The sequence below is a fragment of the Rhodopseudomonas sp. WA056 genome, assembly GCF_010906995.1.
Taxonomy (GTDB): domain Bacteria; phylum Pseudomonadota; class Alphaproteobacteria; order Rhizobiales; family Xanthobacteraceae; genus Rhodopseudomonas; species Rhodopseudomonas palustris_G.
On record NZ_QPFS01000018.1, the window covers coordinates 19,962 to 42,537 of the forward strand.

At 64.9% G+C, this 22,576-nt stretch carries 19 protein-coding genes and 1 pseudogene; 13 read left to right on the forward strand and 7 right to left on the reverse strand.

Translation table 11 applies throughout. The features are described from left to right. The first annotated feature begins 43 nt into the window (after positions 1-43). Positions 44-787, forward strand: a complete 744-nt coding sequence (locus DU475_RS06025; RefSeq protein WP_164631246.1) for a sulfite exporter TauE/SafE family protein — start codon at positions 44-46, stop codon at positions 785-787. Between the two features lie 293 nt (positions 788-1,080). Here the strand turns inward: DU475_RS06025 and DU475_RS06030 are convergent, their stop codons facing one another. Beyond that, entirely contained in the window at positions 1,081-1,596 is a 516-nt protein-coding gene (locus tag DU475_RS06030) for a MarR family winged helix-turn-helix transcriptional regulator (protein WP_142882310.1), read from the reverse strand. A gap of 79 nt (positions 1,597-1,675) precedes the next feature. Between DU475_RS06030 and DU475_RS06035 the strand changes: the two genes are divergently transcribed. The 3 genes from DU475_RS06035 to DU475_RS06045 all read left to right on the forward strand — a co-directional run bounded on the left by DU475_RS06035 (position 1,676) and on the right by DU475_RS06045 (position 4,534). Next, positions 1,676-2,914: a cytochrome P450 gene (locus tag DU475_RS06035; RefSeq protein ID WP_164631248.1), complete on the forward strand. Its 1,239-nt coding sequence runs from the start codon at positions 1,676-1,678 to the stop codon at positions 2,912-2,914. Between the two features lie 9 nt (positions 2,915-2,923). Continuing rightward, positions 2,924-3,244 (forward strand): 2Fe-2S iron-sulfur cluster-binding protein, encoded by a 321-nt coding sequence (locus DU475_RS06040; RefSeq protein ID WP_012495408.1) that lies wholly within the window; start codon positions 2,924-2,926, stop codon positions 3,242-3,244. 75 nt (positions 3,245-3,319) lie between these two features. Then, on the forward strand, positions 3,320-4,534 hold the full coding sequence (locus DU475_RS06045; protein WP_013503331.1) for an ABC transporter substrate-binding protein: 1,215 nt from the start codon (positions 3,320-3,322) through the stop codon (positions 4,532-4,534). Between the two features lie 491 nt (positions 4,535-5,025). Here DU475_RS06045 and DU475_RS06050 read toward each other — a convergent pair whose 3' ends face one another. From DU475_RS06050 to DU475_RS06065, 4 genes are read right to left on the reverse strand one after another with little or no spacing between them, the layout of a single operon-like run. Then, entirely contained in the window at positions 5,026-5,232 is a 207-nt protein-coding gene (locus DU475_RS06050; RefSeq protein ID WP_164631250.1) for a hypothetical protein, read from the reverse strand. After that, positions 5,229-6,374 carry a PepSY-associated TM helix domain-containing protein gene (locus DU475_RS06055; RefSeq protein ID WP_013503328.1) on the reverse strand — a complete coding sequence of 382 codons (1,146 nt, stop codon included), beginning with the start codon at positions 6,372-6,374 and terminating at the stop codon, positions 5,229-5,231. Before DU475_RS06055 ends, DU475_RS06050 begins: the two co-directional genes overlap by 4 nt. Further along, on the reverse strand, positions 6,371-8,683 hold the full coding sequence (locus DU475_RS06060; RefSeq protein ID WP_164631253.1) for a TonB-dependent siderophore receptor: 2,313 nt from the start codon (positions 8,681-8,683) through the stop codon (positions 6,371-6,373). The genes DU475_RS06055 and DU475_RS06060 overlap by 4 nt, the downstream gene beginning before the upstream one ends. Beyond that, positions 8,683-8,904, reverse strand: coding sequence for a hypothetical protein (locus DU475_RS06065; protein ID WP_041807425.1), 222 nt, complete (start codon positions 8,902-8,904; stop codon positions 8,683-8,685). The genes DU475_RS06060 and DU475_RS06065 overlap by 1 nt, the downstream gene beginning before the upstream one ends. 424 nt (positions 8,905-9,328) lie before the next feature. Here DU475_RS06065 and DU475_RS06070 point away from each other — a divergent pair, with 424 nt between their 5' ends. The 3 genes from DU475_RS06070 (at position 9,329) to DU475_RS06080 (ending at position 13,893) form a co-directional block, all read left to right on the forward strand. After that, the gene (locus DU475_RS06070; protein ID WP_164631255.1) at positions 9,329-10,468 is read left to right on the forward strand and encodes a patatin-like phospholipase family protein; all 1,140 of its coding nucleotides are present in this window, start codon (positions 9,329-9,331) and stop codon (positions 10,466-10,468) included. Positions 10,469-10,588: 120 nt separating this feature from the next. Next, positions 10,589-12,574, forward strand: a complete 1,986-nt coding sequence (locus DU475_RS06075; protein WP_246700253.1) for a S8 family peptidase — start codon at positions 10,589-10,591, stop codon at positions 12,572-12,574. A gap of 74 nt (positions 12,575-12,648) precedes the next feature. Then, positions 12,649-13,893 (forward strand): MBL fold metallo-hydrolase, encoded by a 1,245-nt coding sequence (locus DU475_RS06080; RefSeq protein ID WP_246700254.1) that lies wholly within the window; start codon positions 12,649-12,651, stop codon positions 13,891-13,893. A 317-nt stretch (positions 13,894-14,210) separates the two neighbouring features. On the opposite strand, the gene DU475_RS06085 is transcribed toward DU475_RS06080, so the two are convergent. Beyond that, entirely contained in the window at positions 14,211-15,383 is a 1,173-nt protein-coding gene (locus DU475_RS06085; RefSeq protein WP_164631262.1) for a serine hydrolase domain-containing protein, read from the reverse strand. A gap of 81 nt (positions 15,384-15,464) precedes the next feature. Here DU475_RS06085 and DU475_RS06090 point away from each other — a divergent pair. Beyond that, positions 15,465-15,632: pseudogene (locus tag DU475_RS06090) on the forward strand (BrnA antitoxin family protein); the annotation flags it as partial. A 68-nt stretch (positions 15,633-15,700) separates the two neighbouring features. Here DU475_RS06090 and DU475_RS06095 read toward each other — a convergent pair. Then, positions 15,701-16,768 (reverse strand): linear amide C-N hydrolase, encoded by a 1,068-nt coding sequence (locus DU475_RS06095; protein ID WP_164631264.1) that lies wholly within the window; start codon positions 16,766-16,768, stop codon positions 15,701-15,703. A gap of 210 nt (positions 16,769-16,978) precedes the next feature. Between DU475_RS06095 and DU475_RS06100 the strand changes: the two genes are divergently transcribed. From DU475_RS06100 to DU475_RS06120, 5 genes are all read left to right on the forward strand, one after another. Beyond that, positions 16,979-18,568 (forward strand): MDR family MFS transporter, encoded by a 1,590-nt coding sequence (locus tag DU475_RS06100; RefSeq protein ID WP_164631266.1) that lies wholly within the window; start codon positions 16,979-16,981, stop codon positions 18,566-18,568. A gap of 128 nt (positions 18,569-18,696) precedes the next feature. After that, positions 18,697-20,094, forward strand: a complete 1,398-nt coding sequence (locus tag DU475_RS06105) for a TAXI family TRAP transporter solute-binding subunit (protein ID WP_164631268.1) — start codon at positions 18,697-18,699, stop codon at positions 20,092-20,094. Between the two features lie 105 nt (positions 20,095-20,199). Next, the gene (locus tag DU475_RS06110; RefSeq protein ID WP_013503316.1) at positions 20,200-20,364 is read left to right on the forward strand and encodes a Flp family type IVb pilin; all 165 of its coding nucleotides are present in this window, start codon (positions 20,200-20,202) and stop codon (positions 20,362-20,364) included. Positions 20,365-20,710: 346 nt separating this feature from the next. After that, the gene (locus DU475_RS06115) at positions 20,711-21,043 is read left to right on the forward strand and encodes a hypothetical protein (RefSeq protein ID WP_150105227.1); all 333 of its coding nucleotides are present in this window, start codon (positions 20,711-20,713) and stop codon (positions 21,041-21,043) included. 346 nt (positions 21,044-21,389) lie between these two features. Next, positions 21,390-22,565 (forward strand): phage portal protein, encoded by a 1,176-nt coding sequence (locus tag DU475_RS06120; protein ID WP_164631270.1) that lies wholly within the window; start codon positions 21,390-21,392, stop codon positions 22,563-22,565. Positions 22,566-22,576: the final 11 nt, after the last annotated feature.

Sequence of the window (22,576 nt, forward strand, 5' to 3'; positions counted from 1 at the left end):
CTTGCCGCCGGCGGCGCCCGCCGCCGTCTTTTGAAGGACTTGCATGACCGCGCTGATCATCATTGCCGTCGCCGGCCTGTGGGCCGGCGTTCAGAACACGCTCGCCGGTGGCGGCTCGTTCGTGACACTGCCGGCGCTGTTGTTCGCCGGGATGTCGCCGCTGGCCGCGAACATCACCTCCACGGTCGCGCTGTTTCCGGGGCAACTCGCATCGGGCTACGCCGGCCGCGGCATGGTGCGTGGTGTCGGCGAGGTCAGCTTCCGGGCGCTGGTGCTCACCAGCCTTGCTGGTGGCGCGGCCGGCGCGCTGCTGCTGCTGATCACGCCGCCGACCGTGTTCGCCAAGATGATCCCGTGGCTGGTGCTGTTCGCCACGGCGATGTTCGCCTGGGGCAGCTTCGGCCGCAAGCCGAGCGCGCAGGCGAGGCACGTCGGCGCGCCGGTGCTGATCGGAATTCAATTTCTGATCTCGATCTACGGCGGCTATTTCGGCGGTGGCATCGGCTTTCTGATGATGGCGGCACTGTCGATCGCCGGCATGGCCGCGCGCAACGCCGGCGCCACCAAGAATGCGCTGGCGGCGGCGATGAACGCCTCCGCGGTGGCGATGTTCGCGCTCTCGCCCGAGGTGAGATGGCTGGAGGCACTGGTGCTCGCGGTGTCGTCGACGGTCGGTTACTTGCTCGGCGTCTGGGTGCTTCGCCGGGTCAACGAGACCTGGCTGCGGATCGGCGTCGTCGCCCTCGGCATCGCGCTGACGATCGGGCTGTTCTGGCGCCAAGCGTAGCGGATCAATGTCGGTTCGGCCGATCCCGAACCGACACCAAACTTCATTTCTGACTCATCGGTGAGGCACGGAGCTTGTTCGCGCTTGCGAACGAGTCCGTCGCGCGTGCCGAAACACGTGTCAACTTATTCGTTGCCAAGGCAACTGATATGTGAGAATGGTTCTGAACAAGAGCGACCCAGTCGCCGGTTCGGGGAGGAGCCATGCTCGGCAGCACAGCGGCCGGCTGTCGCGGAGACGTGTCCGCGATCATGCGCAAGCAGGATGCACGGCGTGGAGCGCCGCGCGGCGGTTCAGGTGGTTTCGCCGGTGACCGCGCCGAGATTGTTGTGCAGCCGGCGCAACAGATCGATCAGTATTTCCTGCTCGTCCGCACTCAGGCACGACATCAGCTTCCGTTCGCGCTCCAGCGCAGCGACGATCACCTTGTCATGGGTGGCGCGACCTTTGCCGGTAAGCGAGATCGAATGCGTGCGGGCGTCGTTCGGATCGACGCGGATGGTGATCAGCCCGCGCGACTGCATGTCGGACAGCGTGCGGCTGACTGGTCCTTTGTTGAAGCCGATCACCTGACAGATCCGCGCCGCCGAAATGCCCGGCTCGATCGCCAGCAGCGACATGATCCGCCATTCCGTGACGTTGACGCCGAAATTGCCCTGATAGAACGCCGTGGCACTGTTCGACAGCTTGTTGGCGATGAAGGTGATGAACGCCGGAACGTAGCGCTCCAGATCGAGCGTGAGGCCTTCCGGCCTCGGCGCGGCCGCGGCAGATCGCCGGGATTTTGGCGGACGGGATGCACCAGTCATGGGGATGTCGGCTGCGAATGCATGCGCCGACATAAGGACATGCCACGGCATTTCACAAGTGGCGATTGAGGAGGACAACATGACCACGGCTCCCTCATCGGTGCCGGTTACCACGCCGTCCCACGACGGCGTCGGTGTTCCGCATCTCGGTATCGATCCGTTCGCGCTGGACTACTTCGCCGATCCCTATCCGGAGCAGGAGACGCTGCGCGAGGCGGGGCCGGTGGTCTATCTCGACAAGTGGAATGTCTATGGCGTCGCGCGTTACGCCGAGGTCTATGCGGTGCTCAACGATCCGCTCACCTTCTGCTCCAGCCGCGGCGTCGGCCTGAGCGATTTCAAGAAGGAGAAGCCGTGGCGGCCGCCGAGCCTGATCCTCGAGGCCGATCCGCCAGCGCATACTCGCACCCGCGCGGTGCTGAGCAAGGTGCTGTCGCCGGCGACGATGAAGCGGCTGCGCGACGGCTTCGCGGCGGCGGCGGACGCCAAGGTCGATGAGCTGCTGGCGCGCGGCGGCAGCGTCGATGCGATCGCCGATCTTGCCGAAGCCTATCCGCTGTCGGTGTTTCCCGATGCGATGGGCTTGAAGCAGGAGGGGCGCGAGAATCTGCTGCCTTATGCGGGTCTTGTGTTCAACGCGTTCGGGCCGCCGAACGAACTGCGGCAGAACGCCATCGAACGCTCGGCGCCGCATCAGGCCTATGTGGCCGAGCAGTGCCAGCGGCCGAACCTCGCGCCTGGCGGGTTCGGCGCCTGTATTCACGCCTTCAGCGACACCGGCGAGATCACGCCCGAGGAGGCACCGCTGCTGGTGCGGTCGCTGCTCTCGGCGGGCCTCGACACCACCGTCAACGGCATCGCGGCGGCGGTGTATTGCCTGGCGCGTTTTCCGGACGAGTTCGCGCGGCTGCGCGCCGATCCGTCGCTGGCCCGCAACGCCTTCGAAGAAGCAGTGCGGTTCGAGAGCCCGGTGCAGACCTTCTTCCGCACCACCACGCGCGAGGTCGAACTTGCAGGCGCCACGATCGGCGAGGGGGAGAAGGTGCTGATGTTCCTCGGCTCCGCCAATCGCGATCCGCGGCGCTGGGACGATCCGGACCGCTACGACATCACCCGCAAGACCTCGGGCCAAGTCGGCTTTGGTTCGGGCGTGCACATGTGCGTCGGTCAGCTCGTCGCCCGGCTGGAGGGGGAGGTGGTGCTCGCCGCGCTGGCTCGGAAGGTGGCGGCGATCGAGATCGCCGGGCCTTTGAAGCGCCGCTTCAACAACACGCTGCGCGGGCTGGAAAGCCTGCCGATCCAACTGACGCCTGCCTGAGGTCGTATGATGCCGAGTATCACGTTCATTCTTCCCGATGGCGAACGCCGCACCACCGAGGCTGCGGTCGGCGACACTGCGATGTATGCCGCGCTCAGCCTCGGGCTCGACGGGGTTGTCGCCGAATGCGGCGGCAATGCCGTGTGCGCGACCTGTCACGTCTATGTCGAGCACGGACTCGAGAAGCTGCCTGCAGTCGCCGGCGATGAGGACGATCTGCTCGATGGCACTGCCGCCGAGCGGCTGCCGAACAGCCGGCTGTCGTGCCAGATCAAGCTGTCGTCCGATCTCGACGGCCTGATCTTGCGGATTCCGGATCGTCAGGTCTGAGCAGCGCTACCGTAGGGGGCAACGACCCGCTGCGGCCCACTCAACAAACAATCAAAACACCGAGGGAGAAACGAAATGAGATCAACCAAGGGCCTGCTCGGCCTCGCGGCCGCGTGCCTGTTGTGTGGCACTGCCAACGCCGAGATCTCCGGAAACGTCGTGCGCGTCGGCGTGCTCAACGACATTTCCGGCATTTTCCAGGATACCAACGGCATGGGCTCGGTCGAGGCGGCTCGGATGGCGGCCGAAGACTTCGCTGGCGGCGGCAAGAACATCAAGGTCGAGATCGTCTATGCCGATCACCAGAATAAGGCCGACGTCGGCAACGCCATCGCCCGCCGCTGGCTCGACAACGAGGGCGTCGACGCGATCGTCGACGTGCCGAATTCGGCGGTCGGGCTGTCGATCAACACGCTGCTGCGCGGCACCAAGATGACGTTCCTGGCGTCGTCGACGGCGAGCTCCGATCTCACCGGCAAGGCCTGCTCGCCCAACACCATCCAGTGGGTCAACGACACCTGGGCGACCGGCAACACCACCGCCGCGGCGATGATGCAGCGTGGCGGCAAGGACTGGTACTTCATTACGGTGGATTACGCGCTCGGCAAGGGCATCGAAGCCGAAGCCGCCAAGTACATCGAGGCGCATGGCGGCAAGGTGCTCGGCTCCGCCAAGCATCCGCTCGGCACGTCGGACTTCGCCTCGTTCCTGCTGCAGGCGCAATCTTCGAAGGCCGGCGTGATCGGCCTCGCCAATGCCGGCGGCGACACCATCAACAGCGTCAAGCAGGCGGCGGAATTCGGCATTCAGCAGAGCGGGCAGAAGCTGGTTGCTTTCCTGCTGTTCATCAACGACATCCACGGCATGGGCCTGAAGGTGGCGCAGGGCCTGCAGCTGATGGAAGCGTTCTATTGGGACATGAACGACGACACCCGGGCCTTCGCCAAGCGGTTCGCGCAGCGGCCCGGCATGAACGGCAAGATGCCGAGCGGCAACCAGGCCGGCGTCTATGCCTCGACCTTGGCCTATCTCAACGCCGTCGCGGCCACCGGAAGCGACGATGCCAAGGACGTCGTCCCGCAGATGAAAAAGTTCAGCGGCAAGGACAGACTGTTCGGCGACGTCACCATCCGCCAGGACGGCCGCGTCGTGCATCCGATGTATCTGTTCGAGGTGAAGAAGCCGGAGGAGTCGAAATATCCTTACGACTACTATCGCCTGGTTTCGACCATCGCCGCCGACAAGGCGTTCCGTCCGATCGCGGAAGGCGGGTGTGAGCTGGTGAAGTAGTTAGAAGCCGTTGTCTCTCAACGCCGTCATGGCCGGGCTCGTCCCGGCCATCCACGTCTCGCCACGACGCTATGCCGAAGTTCGTGGATGCCCGGCACAAGGCCGGGCATGACGCGGGAAATTTGAGTCGAGCCTAACCCAACCCTAAGCCGTCATCCCCGCGAAAGCGGGGATCCAGTATTCCAGAGCGATTGTCTTGCTCGCCGAGCTAGAGCGGTTCATCGTTTGATTGAACGATCCGACCTTTCCGAAGGCACTGAGTCCTCATCCTGAGGAGCCAGGCGAAGCCGGGCGTCTCGAAGGATGGGGCAACGCATTCCCTGCGTCACATGGTTCGAGACGGCGCTACGCGCCTCCTCACCATGAGGTTGTGCGTGCAGCAGGCGGCGTGGATCAGCACCAGAACTGCTCTAAACAGGCGGCGCTCTGCGATACTGGGTCGCCCGGACGAGCCGGGCGATGACGCTTGGGGGCGGGGATGAGTTGAGGCTCTAACGAGGCTCGGCCCGCTTCGGGCCGATCTGCCAATACACGACTGCCACCGCAACGGGCAGTGCGAGCGCGATCCAGGAGATCCAATCCCACAGCCCGTCGCCGAGCAACGCTGTCGTCAGCCCGAGGGCGGTGATGACGCCGATCGCGAGCGGGGCGGCGAAGATCTGCGCGGTGGTGTGCGAGGCTCTGCGGGGTATGGTCATGCCGGCCTCGCTTCAGATGGCGCCGCGGTGCGGCTGCGGACGCTGCCGCCGAAGCGCTGTTTAGCGACCCAGAGATAAAGTCCGGTGATCAGCACGACGATGCAGACGAGGTCGAGCAGCGCCCAGACGATCTTCAGCGGCAGGCCGCCATAGTCGCCGAAATGCAGCGGCCGCGACATCTGCAGCGTTTGCAGGTACCACGGCATCTGCGGCACCAGAACCGGCACGCTCTGGTCGACGTCGACCAGCGTCGGCGTGTTCAGCAGTGCCGTCAGAGCGGTGTTTCCCTTCATCCACACCACCAGATGCCGCGGGCTGCCGAAGTTTTCCGCGGTCGGCATCGTGATCGAGGTCAGCCGGCCGTCAGGGAGCGCGGCGCGGACCCGGGCGATGGCTTGATCGAGCGACGACGGCTGCGCAACCGGCGCGCCGCGATGCGCGGCCAGCAAAGGCGGCAGCTCCTGGCTGCGCCAGTAATCGTACATCGGCATCGCCAGCGTATTGATCACACCGGTGGCGCCGACGACGAACAGCCAGACAGTGGTGACAATGCCGAACAGATTGTGCAGGTCGAGCCATTTCAGCCGCCGCGACCGCTGACGGACGGTGCCGAATTCGACCCGCCGCATGAACGGCGCATAGACCACGACGCCGGAGACGATCGAGGCCACCAGCAACAGGCCCATCGCGCCGAGGAACAGTTCGCCGGGCAGGTCCAGCAACAGGTTCTTGTGCAGCAGCAGGATAATGTCCATCACGCCGCGCTGCGGCTTCTCTTCGCCGAGCACCGCCTTGGTGTGGGCATCCATCACCAGGCGATAGAATTGCCCGCGCATCGGTTTCGTCGTCGGCGACATCGTGACGACGACCACGCCCGGCTGTTCGTCGCGCCAGTTGACGAACAGCACATGACTGCCAGGGCGGGAGTCCTGAGCCGCGCGAACAATGTCGTCGACCGGCGCGGCCGGCTCCGCGTGCATCAGTTTCGGCGGGACGAAGTGCTCGTCGGTCAGTTCGCCGATCTCCTCATGGAAGATCAGTGGCAGGCCGGTGATAGCCAGCAGCAGCATGAACAACATGCTGATCAGCGAGGTCCAGGTGTGGACCTTGCTCCAGATCCTGAGGACGCGCGTTCCGGTCACCAGCGATAGCTCGCGGTCGCGGTGATCACCCGCGGGGTGATGTACTGGCAGCCGCCGGTCACGGTGCACTGCGCGTGGTCGTCGTTGCCGATGTTCTTGACGTTGAGCGCCAGGTTGATGCCCTTCGGCTGGCGATAGTGCAGCCCGGCGTCGAACACGGTGTAAGCATCGTTGGTCAGCGTGTTGAGGATGTCCATGTAGGACTCGCCGACATAGCGGAAGCCGGCGCCGAAGCCCCAGCCGGCGAGCGGTCCGCTCTGCAGGGTGTAGTCGACGAAGGCCGACGCCATGTGGCGAGGGATCAGCACCGGCACCTTGCCGATGTCGCCATTGTTGCTCTCGGTGTTTTTCAGGTTCTGCAGCGTATAGGTCGCCAGCAGGTTCAGTCCGGGCAGCGGCTTGGCAAGCAGTTCGAGTTCGAACCCGCGCGACTTCACCTGGCCAGTCTGGATGCTGTAGTTGAGGTGCAGCGGGTCGGCGGTCAGCACGTTGTCCTGGGTGAGGTCGAACACCGCCGCGGTGAACAGAAGATCCCGGTTCGGCTGGAACTTGACGCCGCCTTCGTACTGCTTGCCCTTGGTCGGCTTGAAGGCGTTGGAGCTGAAATCGATGCCGGCGGTCGGCAGGAACGATTCGGAATAGCTGACATAGGGCGCGAGGCCGTTGTCGAACACGTAGGTCAGGCCGGCACGCTTGGTGAAAGCTGTGTCGTCGTTCGGCTGCGGCACGCCATTGAGGCGATTGAGGGTGGTCTGCTGCGCGGCGTCGTAGCGACCGCCGAGCGTCAGGATCCAGTTCTGCAGCTTGATTTGGTCCTGCAAATAGATGCCGGCCTGGTTTAGATTCTGCTTGTAGCTCTGCAGCATCGTCGTCGGAATCGCGATCTGTTGACCATAGACCGGATTGAGCCGGCTCAGCGACGGCGCGGTGCCGCCGAACTGTTCGCCGCCGAGCTCGAACGCCTGATAGTCAGTGCCAATCAGCACCGTATGCTGCAGCGGGCCGGTCGATGCCTTGGCAATGACGTGGTTGTCGATGTTGAAGCTGTCGCTGGTTTCCAGCACCTTGCGCGAGACCCGCGGGAACACCGTCTGGGTGTCGAGCGGGGTACCGGCGAAGGTGATGTAGCGATATTCCAGGTCGACATGGCCGTAGCGCGCCCGCGAGCGCACGATCAGATCGTTGCTGAAGCGGTGCTCGAACTGGTAGCCGATCCGATACTGGGTCTGGTCGAAAGTGTTGTACGAGGGATCGCCAAGAAACAGCGGCAGCGCCTTGACGTCGACGACCTTGCCGCCGCGCAACGTACCGACCGACACCGGAAACGCGTTGCCGAACACGTCGTGCTGGAAGTCGCTGAGAATCGTCAGCGTGGTGTCGTTGGTCGGCCGCCAGGTCACCGCCGGCGCAATATAGACGCGGTCGTCCTTGATCTTGTCGGAGAATTTGGCGATCTGCGCGTCGGAATCCCGCAGCACGCCGGTGAGGCGATAGAGCAGGGTCTTGTCCTTGTCGATCGGGCCGCCGACATCGAACGCGCCCTGCAGCCGGTCGGCGGTGCCGACCAGGCCGACCACTTCGCCGAACGCCTGATCGGTCGGGCGCTTGCTGATCAGGTCGATCAGACCGCCCGGCGGGCTTTGGCCGTACATGACGGAGCTTGGGCCCTTGACGACATCGATCCGCTGCACGCCGTAAGGCTCGTTGCGGAACACCGAAAAATACGCCGAGCCGTTGGCGGTGTCGCGCAGGCCGTCACGGAAATTGGAGAAGCCGTTGGTCTCGAAGCCGCGGATACGGGCCTGATCATAGCGCGGATCGGCGCCGCCGGTCTGCACGGCCACGCCGGCTGTGTATTGCAGCGCCTGCGCGATGGTGTCGACGCCGCGGGCATCGAGATTGTCGCGGCTGACCACGGAGACCGACTGCGGCGTCTCGATCAGCTTGGTGTCGGTCTTGGTGCCGCTGGCGCTGACGCTCGGCACGAAGCCGGGCACCGGATCGGTGCCGCGTTCGAAGACGATGCGCTGCGCCTGCACCGGCAGCGGCGCTTGTACGACGCGCTGCGCGGAGCGGCGTGAGCGGCCCGCCGCAGAGCGGTTCCGGTCGCGTGCGGGCTGGGCCTGACGCCGGCTCGCCTCGGGCGCGGCGACTTCGACGGCGGGCAGCTCGGTCGCTTGCGGTTTTGAGGCTTGCGCGGCGACCTGCGCCGAAGGCCATCCCAGTGGAGCGATCAGCGCGCTGGTCAGCCACAACGCGTTGACCACGGATCTTTTGCCGGCATTCTCGCCAGCGTTGACGAACTTCATCACTCACCCCCCAGGTCGAGCGCGGGGAGTAATCGAATGCCGCTACGTGTAGCAACGCTTTTGCGAAAGCTTAGCGCGAAGTCAGTTTGGAATCGGTCGAAGATCGACGAGGCGGCCGCGCCACCGCAGTCGGGAGGGCACAGCATCACCTTGATTTCATTGAGTTGATCGGCGCGCTGCCATCGCCAAGCGATGGTGTCGCCGTTCTTTGAATCGTTCAAAATTTGGGCTCATCCGATCGAACAGCGGTGATCGGCGGCTCGGGATCAGGCTGGCGCAAGAGAGCGCGGCGCCGACGGCGGCACGGCGCATTCGTCCGGGCATCTCTCCTGTGTCATGTCCGCAGTCGGTGACGGCCAGACGGTCGAGGAGACCCAGCCGGACGAACGCGCTCGGGACGATGATCAATATCGCCGTCCTCTCCTGGTGTAGGCTCTGACGTTGCTTGCACCACTCGACGGTCGCCGGCGCGGCGTCGATCAGCTCCGAGAAGCGGTTACTTTACAGTGCGATTGGCCGGTGCTAGCCTTCAACCTAAAGTCGTATTTGACTGCTTGATTGATAGTTAGATGGGCGGCGCAAACGTGATGCGTCGTATCGGGAATTGAACTGACAGGTCGTCCAGCCGTTTGCGAGGGCAAGGGTATGACCGATTCTCCCGTGGGACGTGTTCCGACCGAGATTGTCGCTCCGAAACTCGAGGACGGCATTGCGCTTTGCCTGTCCGGCGGCGGCTACCGCGCGATGGTGTTTCATGTCGGGGTACTGTGGCGGCTGCACGAAACCGGCATCCTGAAAACGGTCAGACGTATCTCCAGCGTATCGGGCGGTTCGATTGCCGCCGGCCTGCTGGCATTGAAATGGCCGACATTGAGTTTCGCGGCGGGGAGCAGCACGACGGAGTTCGTGCGCGAGGTGGTGGCGCCGCTGCGCGCCTTCGCGGGCGAGACCATCGATGCCGGATCGATCCTGTGGGGCATTGCGTTGCCGGGCGTATCGATCGGCGACGAGATCGCCAAGGCTTATGATCGCGGGCTGTTTCAAGGCGCCACGCTGCAGGATCTGCCGGACGAGCCGCGCTTCGTCATCAATGCCACCAATGTACAGTCGGGCGTGCTGTGGCGGTTCTCGAAGCGCTATATGCGCGACTACCGAGTGGGCGAGGTGCTGAATCCGACAGTGACGTTGGCGCAGGCGGTGACGGCGTCGTCGGCATTTCCGCCGGTGCTGTCGCCGTTCCAGCTACGGCTCGACCCGACCAAATTCACGCCGAATTCCGGCGACGATCTACAGCGCGAGCCGTTCACCAGCCGGGTGTTTCTCACTGATGGCGGCGTGTACGACAATCTCGGACTGGAGACGGCGTGGAAGCGCTACACCACGGTTCTTGTCAGCGACGCTGGCGGCCAAGTCGCCGCCGAGGAAGAACCCGCGACCGATTGGGCGCAGCATGCCTATCGGGTGCTCAATCTGGTCGACAATCAGGTTCGTGCACTCCGCAAGCGCCAACTGATCGACTCGTTCAAATCGCATGTGCGCCGTGGCGCCTATTGGGGCATCCGCACCGACATCACCGACTATCAGCTCTCCGACGCGCTGCCGTGCCCGCACATCCGCACCATGCAACTCGCCGAGATCGCTACCCGGCTGAAGCGGCTCGACGACGTCACCCAGGATCGGCTGATCAATTGGGGATATGCGGTGTGCGACGCGGCTCTGCGCAAACACGTGGATGCGGAGCTGATGCCGCCGAAGCAGTTTCCGTATCCGCAATCGGGAGTGTGAATCCGAAACAGCAGCGCCGGCCCCGTTTCGACGGATAGGCTCAGGCGGGGCGTCGGCGGAGGAGAGCCAATGGCGAGGGACGACGGATCCTTGTGGCCGAGTGGCGACGATGGACGGCCGATGCAGTTTTCGCTGCCCGGCGAGATCGTCGAGACTATCTTGCTCGGCCCCGCCGACGACCGCCGGGTGCTGCAGGATTCGCCGCTGCTCGGCGACGTCTGGAGCGCCTACGCGCTCGATCCCGGGGCACGCCAGGACGTCCTGATCACCCCTCACTTCAAAGCCACCGCTGCCGATGTCGCCAGCATGATCAGGCTCGGCCGGCCGATCTGGAACCGGTCGCGCAACGAGATGGTCGATGCGCAACTGTCGCGCCGGCTCGAATCCGCCAAGATCGCCTATCTGCAGGGGCTGGTCGCAGCCGAGCTGTATTTCGACGAAGTGCTGTGCATCCTGGTGCCGCTGACGTTGTGGTGGCGGCAGCAGCAGGGCGCCGGTCGGATCAAACAGGTCGAGGATCGCCGAGGCGCGCTGGTCAAGCTGCTGCAGACGCCACCGGGCGCGACGCGCAAAGCAGGGATCAATGTCGGGCGCGACAACTACTCATCGCTCGAACGCTATATCGCGCTCGCCGGGTTGATCTTCTGGATTGGCAAGCGTCAGCGGCGTTCCGAAGATCAACTGCCGGGGCAGGCGACAGGCAGCGCCGCGACGCTGCTGAACTTGCCCGAACTCGACGAGGATCTGGCCTTCGCGCAGTATGCGCCGTTTGCCGCCGAGATCGTCGATGAGATCTTCAAGGCCTATCCTAAGGTCGAGGAGGATCTCGCCGAACTGGTGCGCAAGAGCTCCGAGATAGGCGAACTCGCCGGAGACGCACTGGCCGAGGGGTACATCTTCCAGGTGTCGCTGAACCGCCGCGCCGACACCGCGCTCGATCGCTCGGTCCCTGCAGTGAAGGCCGACGCGGCACAGTCGCTGTTCCGGGTAATGTGCGACCGGATCGTCTGGGGTGTGATCGATTCCGGGATCGACTGCAGTCACCCGGCACTGCAGATGATCGACGAGCAGGCGACGACCGACCCGAGCAATCCAGTCTACGCGAGCCGTGTGAAGAAGACCTTCGACTTTACACGGATCCGCGAGATCGTGACCAGCGAGGTCGATGACGTCGGAGCAGCCGAAGTCGATCGCATCGCGCGGACCACCGGCCTGTCGATCGAGGCGACGCAGAAATATCTCAAGCAGGTCGCGATCGATGCCGAGAACCGGCGTCCGATCAACTGGGGCGATGTCGAGAAGCTGATCACGCTGAAACATCCGCCGCCGCCGACCAATCCGCACGGCACGCACGTTGCCGGCATCATCGGTGCCGACGGCGATCTCGTTGGCTCGGCCTATAACGGCATGTGCCCGGATATCCGGCTGTACGACTTCCGTGTGCTGGGGAAGACCGCGGCCGACACCGAATTCGCGGTGATCGCGGCGTTGCAGTACATCCGCTACATCAACGATCGGCACAATTACATCACCGTGCACGGCGTCAATCTCAGCCTCTCGATTCCGCACAACGTCCGCAACTACGCTTGCGGCCGGACGCCGGTGTGCAACGAATGTGAACGGCTGGTGGAGAGTGGCGTCGTCGTGGTGGCTGCGGCGGGCAATCGTGGTTTTCAGAAGTTCCAGACCGTCGATGGTCCGTTCGAGAACTACGCCGCCTTCAGTATTACCGATCCCGGCAACGGGGACGGCGTCATCACCGTCGGTTCGACCCACGGCAACTGGCCGCAGACCTACGGCATCAGCTTCTTCTCCAGCCGCGGCCCGACCGGCGACGGTCGTCTGAAGCCCGATCTGGTGGCGCCGGGAGAGCGGGTCTACTCCACCGTGCTGAACCACGGATGGGCGCCGGAGTCCGGCACCAGCATGGCGGCGCCGCATGTCAGCGGCGCGGCGGCGATGCTGCTGGCGCGCTACGAGGAACTGATCGGCCAGCCGCGGCGGGTGAAGCAAATCCTCTGCGCCAGCGCCACCGATCTCGGCCGCGAGCGCAGTTTTCAGGGCCACGGTATGCTGGACGTGTTGCGCGCGTTCCAGTCGATCTGAGAGCGCAGGCGCGCGGGAGCTGGACGATGTACTTCAGTCTCGATGTGCTCAGAGCAAGACAGGGCGACTGCCTGATGCTTCACTATGGCACCGAGGACAGGCCGCGCCTGATGCTGATCGACGGCGGTCCTGCAACGGTGTATGCGCAGTCACTCAAGCCCCGTCTACAGAGGCTGCGGGCCGTGCGCGAACGCGCCGGGTTGCTCGACGGTGCCGATCCGCTGCCGATCGATGTCGTGCTGGTCAGCCATATCGACGACGATCATATACGCGGCATTCTTGATCTGACCCACGAGCAGCGCAGACGGGCGGCCGGTCTCCGGCTTGCCGTCACCAGCCTGTGGCACAACAGCTTCGACGACCTGCTGTCGACCAAGCCGGACGAACTGACGAGCGGCTTCGGCACCGCCTCGATTCTGGCCGGCGCCGACGCCAATCTGTTCGCGGGCGTCGAGATCGGCGACAGCGAGGAGGAAGCCGCGGCGCAGGCCGTGCTCGCCAGCGTGCCGCAAGGGCGGACCCTGCGCGACGACGCTGCCGATCTCGGTTGGAAGCCGAACCACAAGTTCAAGGGCAAGCTGATCCTGACCGCGCCGGAGGTTGCGCCGGTCGATCTCAATGGCGTGTCCATCACCGTCGCTGGCCCGATGCAGAAAGAGCTGCAAGCCCTGCAGGACTTGCACGATCAATGGCTGCGGCGGCGCAAGAGCGAAGACACCAGACCGACTGCGTCGGCGATGCTGGCTGCGTTCGTCGACAAATCAGTGCCAAACCTGTCGAGCATCGTGTTGCTGGCCGAATGCGGCGGCAAGACCATGCTGCTGACCGGCGACGCCCGCGGCGACAAGATCATCGAAGGGCTGGAGGTTTCCGGCAGACTGGCGAAAGACGGGACGTTGCATGTCGACCTTCTCAAAGTGCCGCACCACGGCAGCGACAACAATATGGAGACGTCGTTCTTCGAACGGGTCACGGCCGATCACTACGTGTTTTCCGGCAACGGCGACCACGGCAATCCAGAGCGCACCACCTTGCAGATGCTGCTCGATGGGCGCGGTGTCGACGACGACTACACGATCCATCTGACCTATCCGGTCGAGGAGATCGATGTCGCGCGCGAGGCCGATTGGACGAAGCAGCAGGCAAAGGAGGCGAACCGGGCCAAGCCGCCGAAGGGCGGTGTGCGGCCCGACTGGTCGGCGGAGGAGCAGGGGGTGGTCGCGTTCTTCGCGGACAATCCGGAACTGGCCGCCAAGGTGAAGATCGTCGCCGACGGCAAGCCGCATCTGATCGACCTGCTCGACCAGGTGATGGTCTAACGGCGCGGTCGTCGCGGCGACTTCGCGATCGGCGCCGCGCGCTAGGTCGTAAGCGGCCTCCGTAAAACTACGATCGGGGCATTCCCGGACTCGGGATTTGCCCAGATAGAATACACGCGGCAAGTGTGTCACATACTGAACATCCGCGATGCGGTTCGTCGCGGTCCCCTTCCTTGGGGCGTTTCCTCCCTAGACTTGGGCCCGGGCGCCGATTGGCGACCGGGCCTCTTTCTTTGTCGTCGGATCGCCATTGGAATTCCGATCGGGGGCGGCTGCCGGATCTCGGGGCAGCAGCTCGAACTGATCGAGAATCCCGCTCAGCCGAGGCAGCGGCGGAATTCCGGCAGCGCGCGATGCGTCACCGCCCAGGCGGCGTTATCGACTACAGCTCGCTGCGACGACAGTTTGGCGATCACCAGCCGGCTGGCCGGATCCACGAACAGGTTCTGGCCGTGGATCCCCATCGCGAACATCGCTTTCGGTTCGTCGTGGATCACGTACCAGCCTCCGCGGTAGCTGAAATTCCGGTAGGGAAATAGCTTCTGCCACTCGCCCTGCCGCCACGCATCCCTATCGCCGCCGCGCCACAGATCGTCGATCCATGACGGCGGCACGATGATGCGGCCGTCGCGGCGACCGTCGTCGAGTATCATCTGTCCGATCCGAGCGAAATCACGCGCCACCATGCTGAAGCCGCCGGTGGTGCGTGCCTGGCCCTGCCGGTCGGTGGTGATCGAGGCCGGCTGCTCGGCGCCAAGCGGGCGCCACAGCAGATCGGAAACCAGCGCGCCGAAGCGGGTGCCGGTGGCGCGTTCGATCGCCCAGCCGAGCAGATCGGTGTTGGCTGAGACGTAACGAAACGGCCCGCCATGCGGCAGCGGCTTGATCGCCAAGTCGCTGTAGAACGTTTTCAGGTCGGTCGGCGGTCGATCCGGCGGCATCGGGTCCCACCCGGCGGCGGCCGCATAGGCGCGCTGGGCGTCGAGGTCGATCAGAATGCCGGTCCGCATGTCGAGCATCTGGCGCAGCGTCGCACCCTGATACGCAGTGCCCGCCGCTTCCGGGATCAGCGTCGTCACCTCGGCGTCGAGCTGCAGGTGGCCGCGCTCGCTGAGGATGCCGGCGATCAACCCGGTGATCGATTTCGACGCCGACATGATGATGTGCGGTGTCGTCGCGGTGGTGCCGTTGGCGTAAGCTTCAGAGGCGATCGTGCCGTCCTTGAGCACAACCAGCGCGTCGGTGTCGGTCGCTCTCAGAAAGCCATCTAGGCCGAGCATTTCTCCACCCTGGGCGCGGACGCGAAAGCCAGTGAGTTCGCGCGGAGCTGCGGGCAGGGGCCAGATATCGTCCGGCGCGTTGGGGATCGTCTCGGTCGGGATCAGGGCATCGATGTTGCGGAACGACCAGCGGCTGAACGGCAGCTCACGCCAGTTGGCGAGCGTGGCGCCGACTGCGTCCTCCGGCGCGGCGAGATCGGAACGGGGCATGCAAGCTCCAGGTGGGTACTCGGATGATGTAGGCGCTCCGCCGCTGATGGTCCATGCTGGCGGCCTCGCCAAAAAGCAAAGCCGTTCGCCGAAGTGCTCCCCGATCTCGCCGGACCGAACAAGGCGCCGACCAAGCGGCTGGTGTCACTGCGGCTGTCGCCGGAAGTGATCGACACCTACAAGGCTGGAGGTCCCGGTTGGCAGTCGCGGATCGACGCCGATCTGCGACGCATCAACAAGATCAAGTGACCCCGACGTTTCGTCTCCGGGAGAAGCTCTCGGAGACTGCAGTTAGCCCTGTTGTTGCGCTGTCGATCTTACAGCCCCTGAAATTTGAACGGCTCCGCCGGCTTGAAGCGATCGTGCACTTCGCCGGAGAAGATGTTGCGCTGGCCGGGGCCGAGGTCGAGCTTCTTCACCACGCCCTTGTCGGCGGAGAAATCGATCTTCGTCAGATCGATCCAGAACACGTTCGGCGTCAGCGCGGATTCGAAGAAGTACAGTTTGCGCTTGTGGTCGGAGACGCTGCGCCAGCGGGTCGAGGAAATGTTGGGCTGATCGGGCGTCGAGATCCCGAATGGTACCGATACATTGCGGATCACGCTGAACGCGGCGGCGATCGATTCCACCGGGTCGGGTGTCTTCGGAATCGCGCCGACATAGAACGCAGCCCGCGCGAAGCGGTCGGCGGCGCGATTGGTGCCGGGCAGCATCACCGTGCCGCCGATCTGCTGCCAGTACGAGTTCAGCGCGAGCTGCTGATCGAAGGTCGGCGAATTGGTCATCACTTGGTATTGCCGGCCGTAATGGATCACCTGCTTGCCGTCGATATATTCGATGATGGCGCTGTCACCGGAGGCATCCGACAGCGCCAGATGCACCGTGGCGATGCGCTGCTCACCGGGCATCTTGTCGGTGACGACCGTGAACGGTTCCTTCGCCAGCGCCTCGACTGCTTCGGCGACGGTGGCGAAATTGTCGAGCGCGTATTGCGGCCACAGCGACAGCGCTAGCCCCGGCTTGGAGCCGTCGAACGGCGGATATTGCGACTCCGCCAGCCACAGCACATTGGCGACCAGCCCTGCCTCGTTGATTCCGTCCGAAGTGGCGACATCATAGGCCGACGCGATGACGCTGCCGTAGCGCGCGGTCCACTTTGCAGAATTGGAGCCGGCTTCGCCGGAGCGTTTGATGCCGCGCGGGAAGATCCAAAGATTGGTGCCGATGTCGCGCGCCCAATCCATCGATCGCGCCGTGATCACCTGGTTGTCGGCGCCGAGATAGACCAAGCGCGTGCAGGCGTCGGCGACCGGCGGCCATAACAATCCCGCGATGGCGGCTGCGCCGGCGCAGGTGGCGAGGAGACGTCGCGTGAACCCGATCATGGCTGACCTCCTTTCCCCACACGAAGCGTGGGCGTATTTTGCCATGCGGAACATTCCGCCGGCCGATCATATCCCAATTCCATGGACCGGCAGCGGTACGCGGTGCACCCATGCGCTGACGTTGCTGTCGTTTCAGCAGGGGATGCGTTAGTAGGATGCACTGGCGAATATCCCCCGCATCGTTTCAGCCCGACGAGATTCCGCGCCCGCATGAGCATGTCCGAACGCCAGAGCCGTCAACCTGTGGGCGCGCCCCACCATCTGCTGTCCGACGAAGCCGCCGCCGAACTCTCCAGCATTCCGACCGAAGTGATCAATCTCGGCGACGCGCCGCCGCTGACGCCGGCCGGTGCGCTGACCCAGGGCGAAGTTCGCGCGATCTTGATGAGCTTGCTGCTGGCGATGTTCCTCGCCGCGCTCGATCAGACCATCGTCGCCACCGCGCTGCCGACGATCGGACGGCAGTTCGGCGATGTCGAAAACCTGTCCTGGGTGATCACCGCGTATCTGCTGTCGTCGACTGCAGTCGCGCCGGTGTTCGGCAGCCTGGCCGACATCTATGGCCGGCGGGTGATGATCATCGTCTCGCTCAGCCTGTTCGTCGCCGGATCGGTGATGTGCGCACTGGCGCCGAGTCTGCTGGTCCTGATCCTCGGCCGCGCGCTGCAGGGGCTCGGCGGCGGCGGCATCATGCCGATCGTGCAGACGGTGATCTCCGACGTCGTCAGTCCGCGCGAGCGGGGCCAGTATCAGGCCTATTTTTCCGGCGTGTGGGTATCGGCCGGAATCGGCGGGCCGATCCTCGGCGGCTTCTTTGCCGAGCATCTGCACTGGTCGATGATATTCTGGATCAACCTGCCGCTCGCAATCGGTGCGCTGGCGCTGCTGCTGCCGAAGATGGCGAAGATCCCGGTGTATCACCGCCGGCGAAAAGTCGATTGGCTCGGCGGCGTACTGCTGATGTCCGCGGCGATGGCGGTGATGCTGGTGCTGACCTGGGGCGGCAACCGCTTCGCCTGGCTTTCGCCGACGATCCTGGCGCTGTCGGGTGCGGCGGTGCTGTTGGCGGCGAGCTTCGTCTGGCACGCGCTGCGGGCGCGCGAGCCGTTCCTGCCGTTGCAGTTGATGAGCGGGACGGTCGTCCCGTGGGCAATGGCCGGCGGCGCCTTCACCATGGGGGCGATGATCGCGCTCACCGTGCACATGCCGCTGTATTACGAGGCGGTGTATCAGCTGACTGCGAGCCAATCCGGCTTGGCGCTGATCCCGATCGCGGCGATCTCGGTGTTCGGCGCGGCGTTCACCGGCCGGGCGATGGTGCATGTCGAACGCTACAAGCGGATCGCGATCTTCGGCACCAGCTTCGCGGCGTTGATGGCTACGGCGATCGCGGTCCTGACGCCGCTGCCGCTATGGTTGTTCCTGACGCTGCTGTCGCTGTGTTCGCTCGGCCTCGGCACGGTGTTTCCGGTCAGCGTGGTGTCGATCCAGAACGCAGTGCCGCGGCCGCAGATCGGCACCGCGACCGGCGCGATGAACTTCTTCCGGGCCCTGATGGCCTCGTTCACGGTCGCGGCGTTCACGGCGATCCTGCTGATCGCGCTCGGCGGCGACATCCAGCTCGGCGGGGGTGAGCACCGGCACGTCACCGGCAACGTCGCGGCTGCCGACATGGTAGCGGCATTCCGCTGGGTGTTCGGCGCAGCGGCGCTGATGCTGACTGCTTCGGCGCTGTGCATCCTGGTGATGGAGGAGCGTAAGCTCGCCGGCCCCGAGCCGACGCTCGCGCTCCCAGAGTAGGGCACCTGAAGGTCGGCGGATTTGCCGATACCCCGCAACTTAAAATCGAGTAGGCTGCCGCACAACGGCCGTAAGCTCGGCGCAGGGCGTTGCCTGGCGCCGCTCGGGCGCAAAAAGCGGGTGGCGGGATGGCATCCCCGGAAGGCAGCAGCAATGATACGTTCCGCAACCGGCGCCGCCGCAATCGGGCCCGCTTTGCGCTGGCAACGGTGCTGACTCTCATTCTGGTGGCCGTCGGCGTGCTCGCCTTGGTGTTCTATGAACTACGGCCGGTGAGCTTGAAGATCGCGGTCGGGCCGGGCGGTGGCGATGATCTGAAGCTGGTTCAGGCGCTGGCCCAGAGCTTTGTCCGGGATCGGGCTGCGGTGCGGCTGGTGCCATTGGTGACCGGTGGGGCGACGCCGAGCATCGACGCGTTTCGCGATCACAAGGCCGACCTTGCGGTGACACGCGCCGACCTCGATCTGCCGGCGGACGCGCAAGCGGTCGCGGTGCTGCGCAAGAACGTGGTGGTGCTGTGGGCGCCGTCATCCGCCGGGAAGGGGAAGAAGTCGGTTAAGACCATCGCCGATCTGGCCGGCCGCCGGGTCGGCGTGATCGGACGGACGCCCGCCAACGTCAAACTGTTCGACGTTATTCTGGCCGAGTCCGGCGTGGTGCCCGACAAGGTCCACAAGGAACAGTTCGCTACCGGCCAGCTTGCCGAGATGGCGCGCGATCTGTCGCTCGATGCCTTCCTCGCCGTCGGCCCGCTCGACAGCAAGATCACCGGCGAAGCGATCGCCGCCACCGCGAAAGCACGGGGCGAGCTGCGCTTCCTGCCGATCGACGTCGGCGACGCGATTGCCAAGAAATATCCGATCTACGACTCGGAAGAGATCCCCGGCAGCATCTTCTCGACCCAGCCGGCGCGGCCCGAAGACAAGGTCGACACCGTCAGCGTCAACCACCTGGTTATCGCGCGGCAATCACTGTCCTCGGTGACGGTGACCAAGCTGACGCGGCAGATCTTCGCCGCCCGTCAGCAGATCGCCCGCGAGATGCCGCTCGCCGGCAAGATCGAGGCGCCGGACACCGAGAAGGATGCAGCGCTGCCGGCGCATCGCGGCGCCGCCGCGTTCATCGACGGCACCGACCGCACCTTTATGGAGCGCAATAGCGATTACATCTGGGGCTTGGTGTTGCTGTTGTCCGGCCTCGGCTCGGCCGGCGCCTGGTTCCGCAGTTACTTGACGCGCGACGAACGCGAGGCCGGCACCAAGATGCGTGACCGGGTGCTGGCGATGGTCGCCAAGGCGCGCAAGGCGGAATCGCTGGAGGCGCTGGACGCCTTGCAGCACGACATCGACTGGATCCTACGCGACACGCTGGATTGCTACGACGACGGCGCGATCGACGACCTCGAGCCTTTCAGCCTGGTACTCGAGCAGTTCCACCATGCGGTTCAGGATCGGCGCGCCGCGCTGAGCACCGGCCCTGATCTGGTGCCGGCCGATTCTCCCCCGGTCCCGGCGGCCGGGGCGTGATCGGCGTGGCCGTGATAACGTCAAGACTCCCGTAACCTGTGACATTTAGGGTTCCGCCGTTCCGGCGCGCCCTGGACGACGTGGGCGCGAAGACAGGAGATTGCGGTGCGACGCCTGATTTCTCGATTCCGGACCGACACGCGCGGCGCCACCTCGATCGAATATGCGCTGATCGCCGTCGGCATCAGCATTGTCATCGTCGGTCTGTCGGCCACGCTCGGGACCAATCTGGCCGCCAAATATTCGGCAGTCAAAGACGCGCTGCCTTAGCTCCGCGGCTGGGCTGGCGGGCTGGTCCTGCATGACGCTGTGTGCGCCATCCAGCCGAAACGGGCGATCGTATCGACGCGTTCTGCTACTTGCCAGCCGGACTAGCCGGGGCGGTCCGACCGGGCACCCGACATCGATCATAAGAAAATAGTCCTTGACAGCGTGACGCTCCCCGCATAGGGTCCGGCCATGCTCCACAAGTGTGTTCGGAAAGGCCGAACGCTGACGCGGCATCGGCCGTTGTTTCGTCCGGGCCCGGATCTCTCTCGACGCCCTGAGAGCGGCGTGCTGGCGTCGTATGGTTCGAGACGGGGCTGAGCGCCCGCTCGGCGGGACGTCGTGGGCGTTGCAAAGCGTCGATCCTGATTTCATCAGCAACGCAATGGCTCCGGCTGTGGACGTTGATGGTCGCACCAAGTCCCGCACGCCATTTGTATCGACGACGATCTTCGGCGGAACGGGATACAGCATCGCGCGTTGGCGGATGGAAGGCAGGTCGATAACGCCGGAACAGCAAGGAGGGGTCATGGCGAATCGTGATGAAGGACGAACCGTCGAAACCCCGATCGAGGTGAGGCAAGGCGAGCGCGGTCCGTCCGTTCTGGCTCTCCTCACAATCAGCACAGGACTGGCGGTGCTGGTGCTGGGCGTGATCTGGTTCGTCTGGTTCAGGTTGTAATAACTTCGGTGCAAGCCACTCCGCCGCACACCGGCCGGACGCCAGGTCCTGCGACTCCATAGGAACTCTCCCTCGCGAAGCGCCGCGCCGTCTCGGGAGATTCAGCTTGGGTTCCCAGATCGGCCGGCCGGACGCGGAGTCGGCGATTTCGTCGGCCGCCTAACAGCAAGCAATCCCCGCATTCACACCCGTCAGTCCGCGACAACAGCGGCCGTGATGCGTGGCGGCTGACCTCTACGGCCTCACGACAAGTACAGAGTTCGGCCACAGCGGGCACGCTGTATCCGACTCTGTGCTGCTGGTCCATCCCATCCTGCCGTTCGCGGCCGAAACAAAGGACCTCGTCATGTTCGATCGGCTGAAGGCTCGTCTGGCGCTGACGGAAGTCAAGACGTCACGAACCGCGCAGTTACTCGCGATCGGCTTCGGAGGACGGCCGCGGTGGACGCCGCGCGACTATGCCGGGCTGGCGCGCGAGGGCTACGTGCGCAACGCCATCGTGTATCGCTGCGTTCGGCTGGTGGCGGAGAACGCCGCAGCCTGCGCGTTCGGCGTGTTCGACGGCGCGCAGGAGAGGGAGGCGCATCCGCTGGCCGCGCTGCTCGCCCGCCCCAATCCGCGCCAGGACGGCGCCGCGCTGCTGGAGACGCTGTACGCGCATCTGCTGCTCGCCGGCAACGCCTATCTCGAGGCGGTGACGCTCGGCGAGACCGTGCACGAACTCTACGCGCTGCGTCCCGACCGCATCAGGCTGATCCCGGGCCAGGACGGCTGGGCGGAGGCTTACGATTACAGCGTCGGCGGCCGTAGCGTTCGGTTCGATCAGAACGCTGCGCCGCTGCCGCCGATCCTGCATCTGACGTTTTTCCATCCGCTCGACGATCATTACGGCCTGGCGCCGCTCGACGCCGCCGCGGTCGCAGTCGACACCCACAATGCTGCCGCGCGGTGGAATAAGGCGTTGCTCGACAATTCCGCGCGGCCGTCGGGCGCGCTGGTGTACGCCGGCCCGGAAGGTGCCGTGCTCAGCGAGAACCAGTTCGAACGGCTGAAACGCGAATTGGAGAATACCTACGAAGGTGCCGCCAATGCCGGCCGGCCGCTGCTGCTCGAAGGCGGGCTCGACTGGAAGGCGATGGCGCTGTCGCCGAAGGACATGGACTTTCTCGAGGCCAAGCACGCCGCCGCGCGCGAGATCGCGCTGGCGTTCGGCGTGCCGCCGATGCTGCTCGGCATCCCGGGCGACAATACATTCTCGAACTATCAGGAAGCCAACCGCAGCTTCGTGCGCCAGACCGTGCTGCCGCTGGCGACGCGGGTCGGCAACGCGCTGGCGCAGTGGCTGTCGCCGCAGTTCGGAGACGGCGTGCGCCTGGTGATCGATACCGACCGGATCGACGCGCTGTCGCCCGACCGCACCGCGCTGTGGGACCGCGTCACCCGCGCACCGTTCCTCACCCTGAACGAAAAGCGCGAAGCGGTCGGCTACGCACCGCTCGACGGCGGCGACCGGCTGGGGTGAGGATTGGCGGC

Excerpts from the sequence above, each read along its gene's own strand:
- DU475_RS06025 (WP_164631246.1), top strand. The coding sequence starts at position 44 with ATGACCGCGCTGATCATCATTGCCGTCGCCGGCCTGTGGGCCGGCGTT.
- DU475_RS06030 (WP_142882310.1), bottom strand. The coding sequence starts at position 1,596 with ATGACTGGTGCATCCCGTCCGCCAAAATCCCGGCGATCTGCCGCGGCC.
- DU475_RS06035 (WP_164631248.1), top strand. The coding sequence starts at position 1,676 with ATGACCACGGCTCCCTCATCGGTGCCGGTTACCACGCCGTCCCACGAC.
- DU475_RS06040 (WP_012495408.1), top strand. The coding sequence starts at position 2,924 with ATGCCGAGTATCACGTTCATTCTTCCCGATGGCGAACGCCGCACCACC.
- DU475_RS06045 (WP_013503331.1), top strand. The coding sequence starts at position 3,320 with ATGAGATCAACCAAGGGCCTGCTCGGCCTCGCGGCCGCGTGCCTGTTG.
- DU475_RS06050 (WP_164631250.1), bottom strand. The coding sequence starts at position 5,232 with ATGACCATACCCCGCAGAGCCTCGCACACCACCGCGCAGATCTTCGCC.
- DU475_RS06060 (WP_164631253.1), bottom strand. The coding sequence starts at position 8,683 with ATGAAGTTCGTCAACGCTGGCGAGAATGCCGGCAAAAGATCCGTGGTC.
- DU475_RS06070 (WP_164631255.1), top strand. The coding sequence starts at position 9,329 with ATGACCGATTCTCCCGTGGGACGTGTTCCGACCGAGATTGTCGCTCCG.
- DU475_RS06075 (WP_246700253.1), top strand. The coding sequence starts at position 10,589 with ATGCAGTTTTCGCTGCCCGGCGAGATCGTCGAGACTATCTTGCTCGGC.
- DU475_RS06080 (WP_246700254.1), top strand. The coding sequence starts at position 12,649 with ATGCTTCACTATGGCACCGAGGACAGGCCGCGCCTGATGCTGATCGAC.
- DU475_RS06085 (WP_164631262.1), bottom strand. The coding sequence starts at position 15,383 with ATGCCCCGTTCCGATCTCGCCGCGCCGGAGGACGCAGTCGGCGCCACG.
- DU475_RS06095 (WP_164631264.1), bottom strand. The coding sequence starts at position 16,768 with ATGATCGGGTTCACGCGACGTCTCCTCGCCACCTGCGCCGGCGCAGCC.
- DU475_RS06100 (WP_164631266.1), top strand. The coding sequence starts at position 16,979 with ATGAGCATGTCCGAACGCCAGAGCCGTCAACCTGTGGGCGCGCCCCAC.
- DU475_RS06105 (WP_164631268.1), top strand. The coding sequence starts at position 18,697 with ATGGCATCCCCGGAAGGCAGCAGCAATGATACGTTCCGCAACCGGCGC.
- DU475_RS06120 (WP_164631270.1), top strand. The coding sequence starts at position 21,390 with ATGTTCGATCGGCTGAAGGCTCGTCTGGCGCTGACGGAAGTCAAGACG.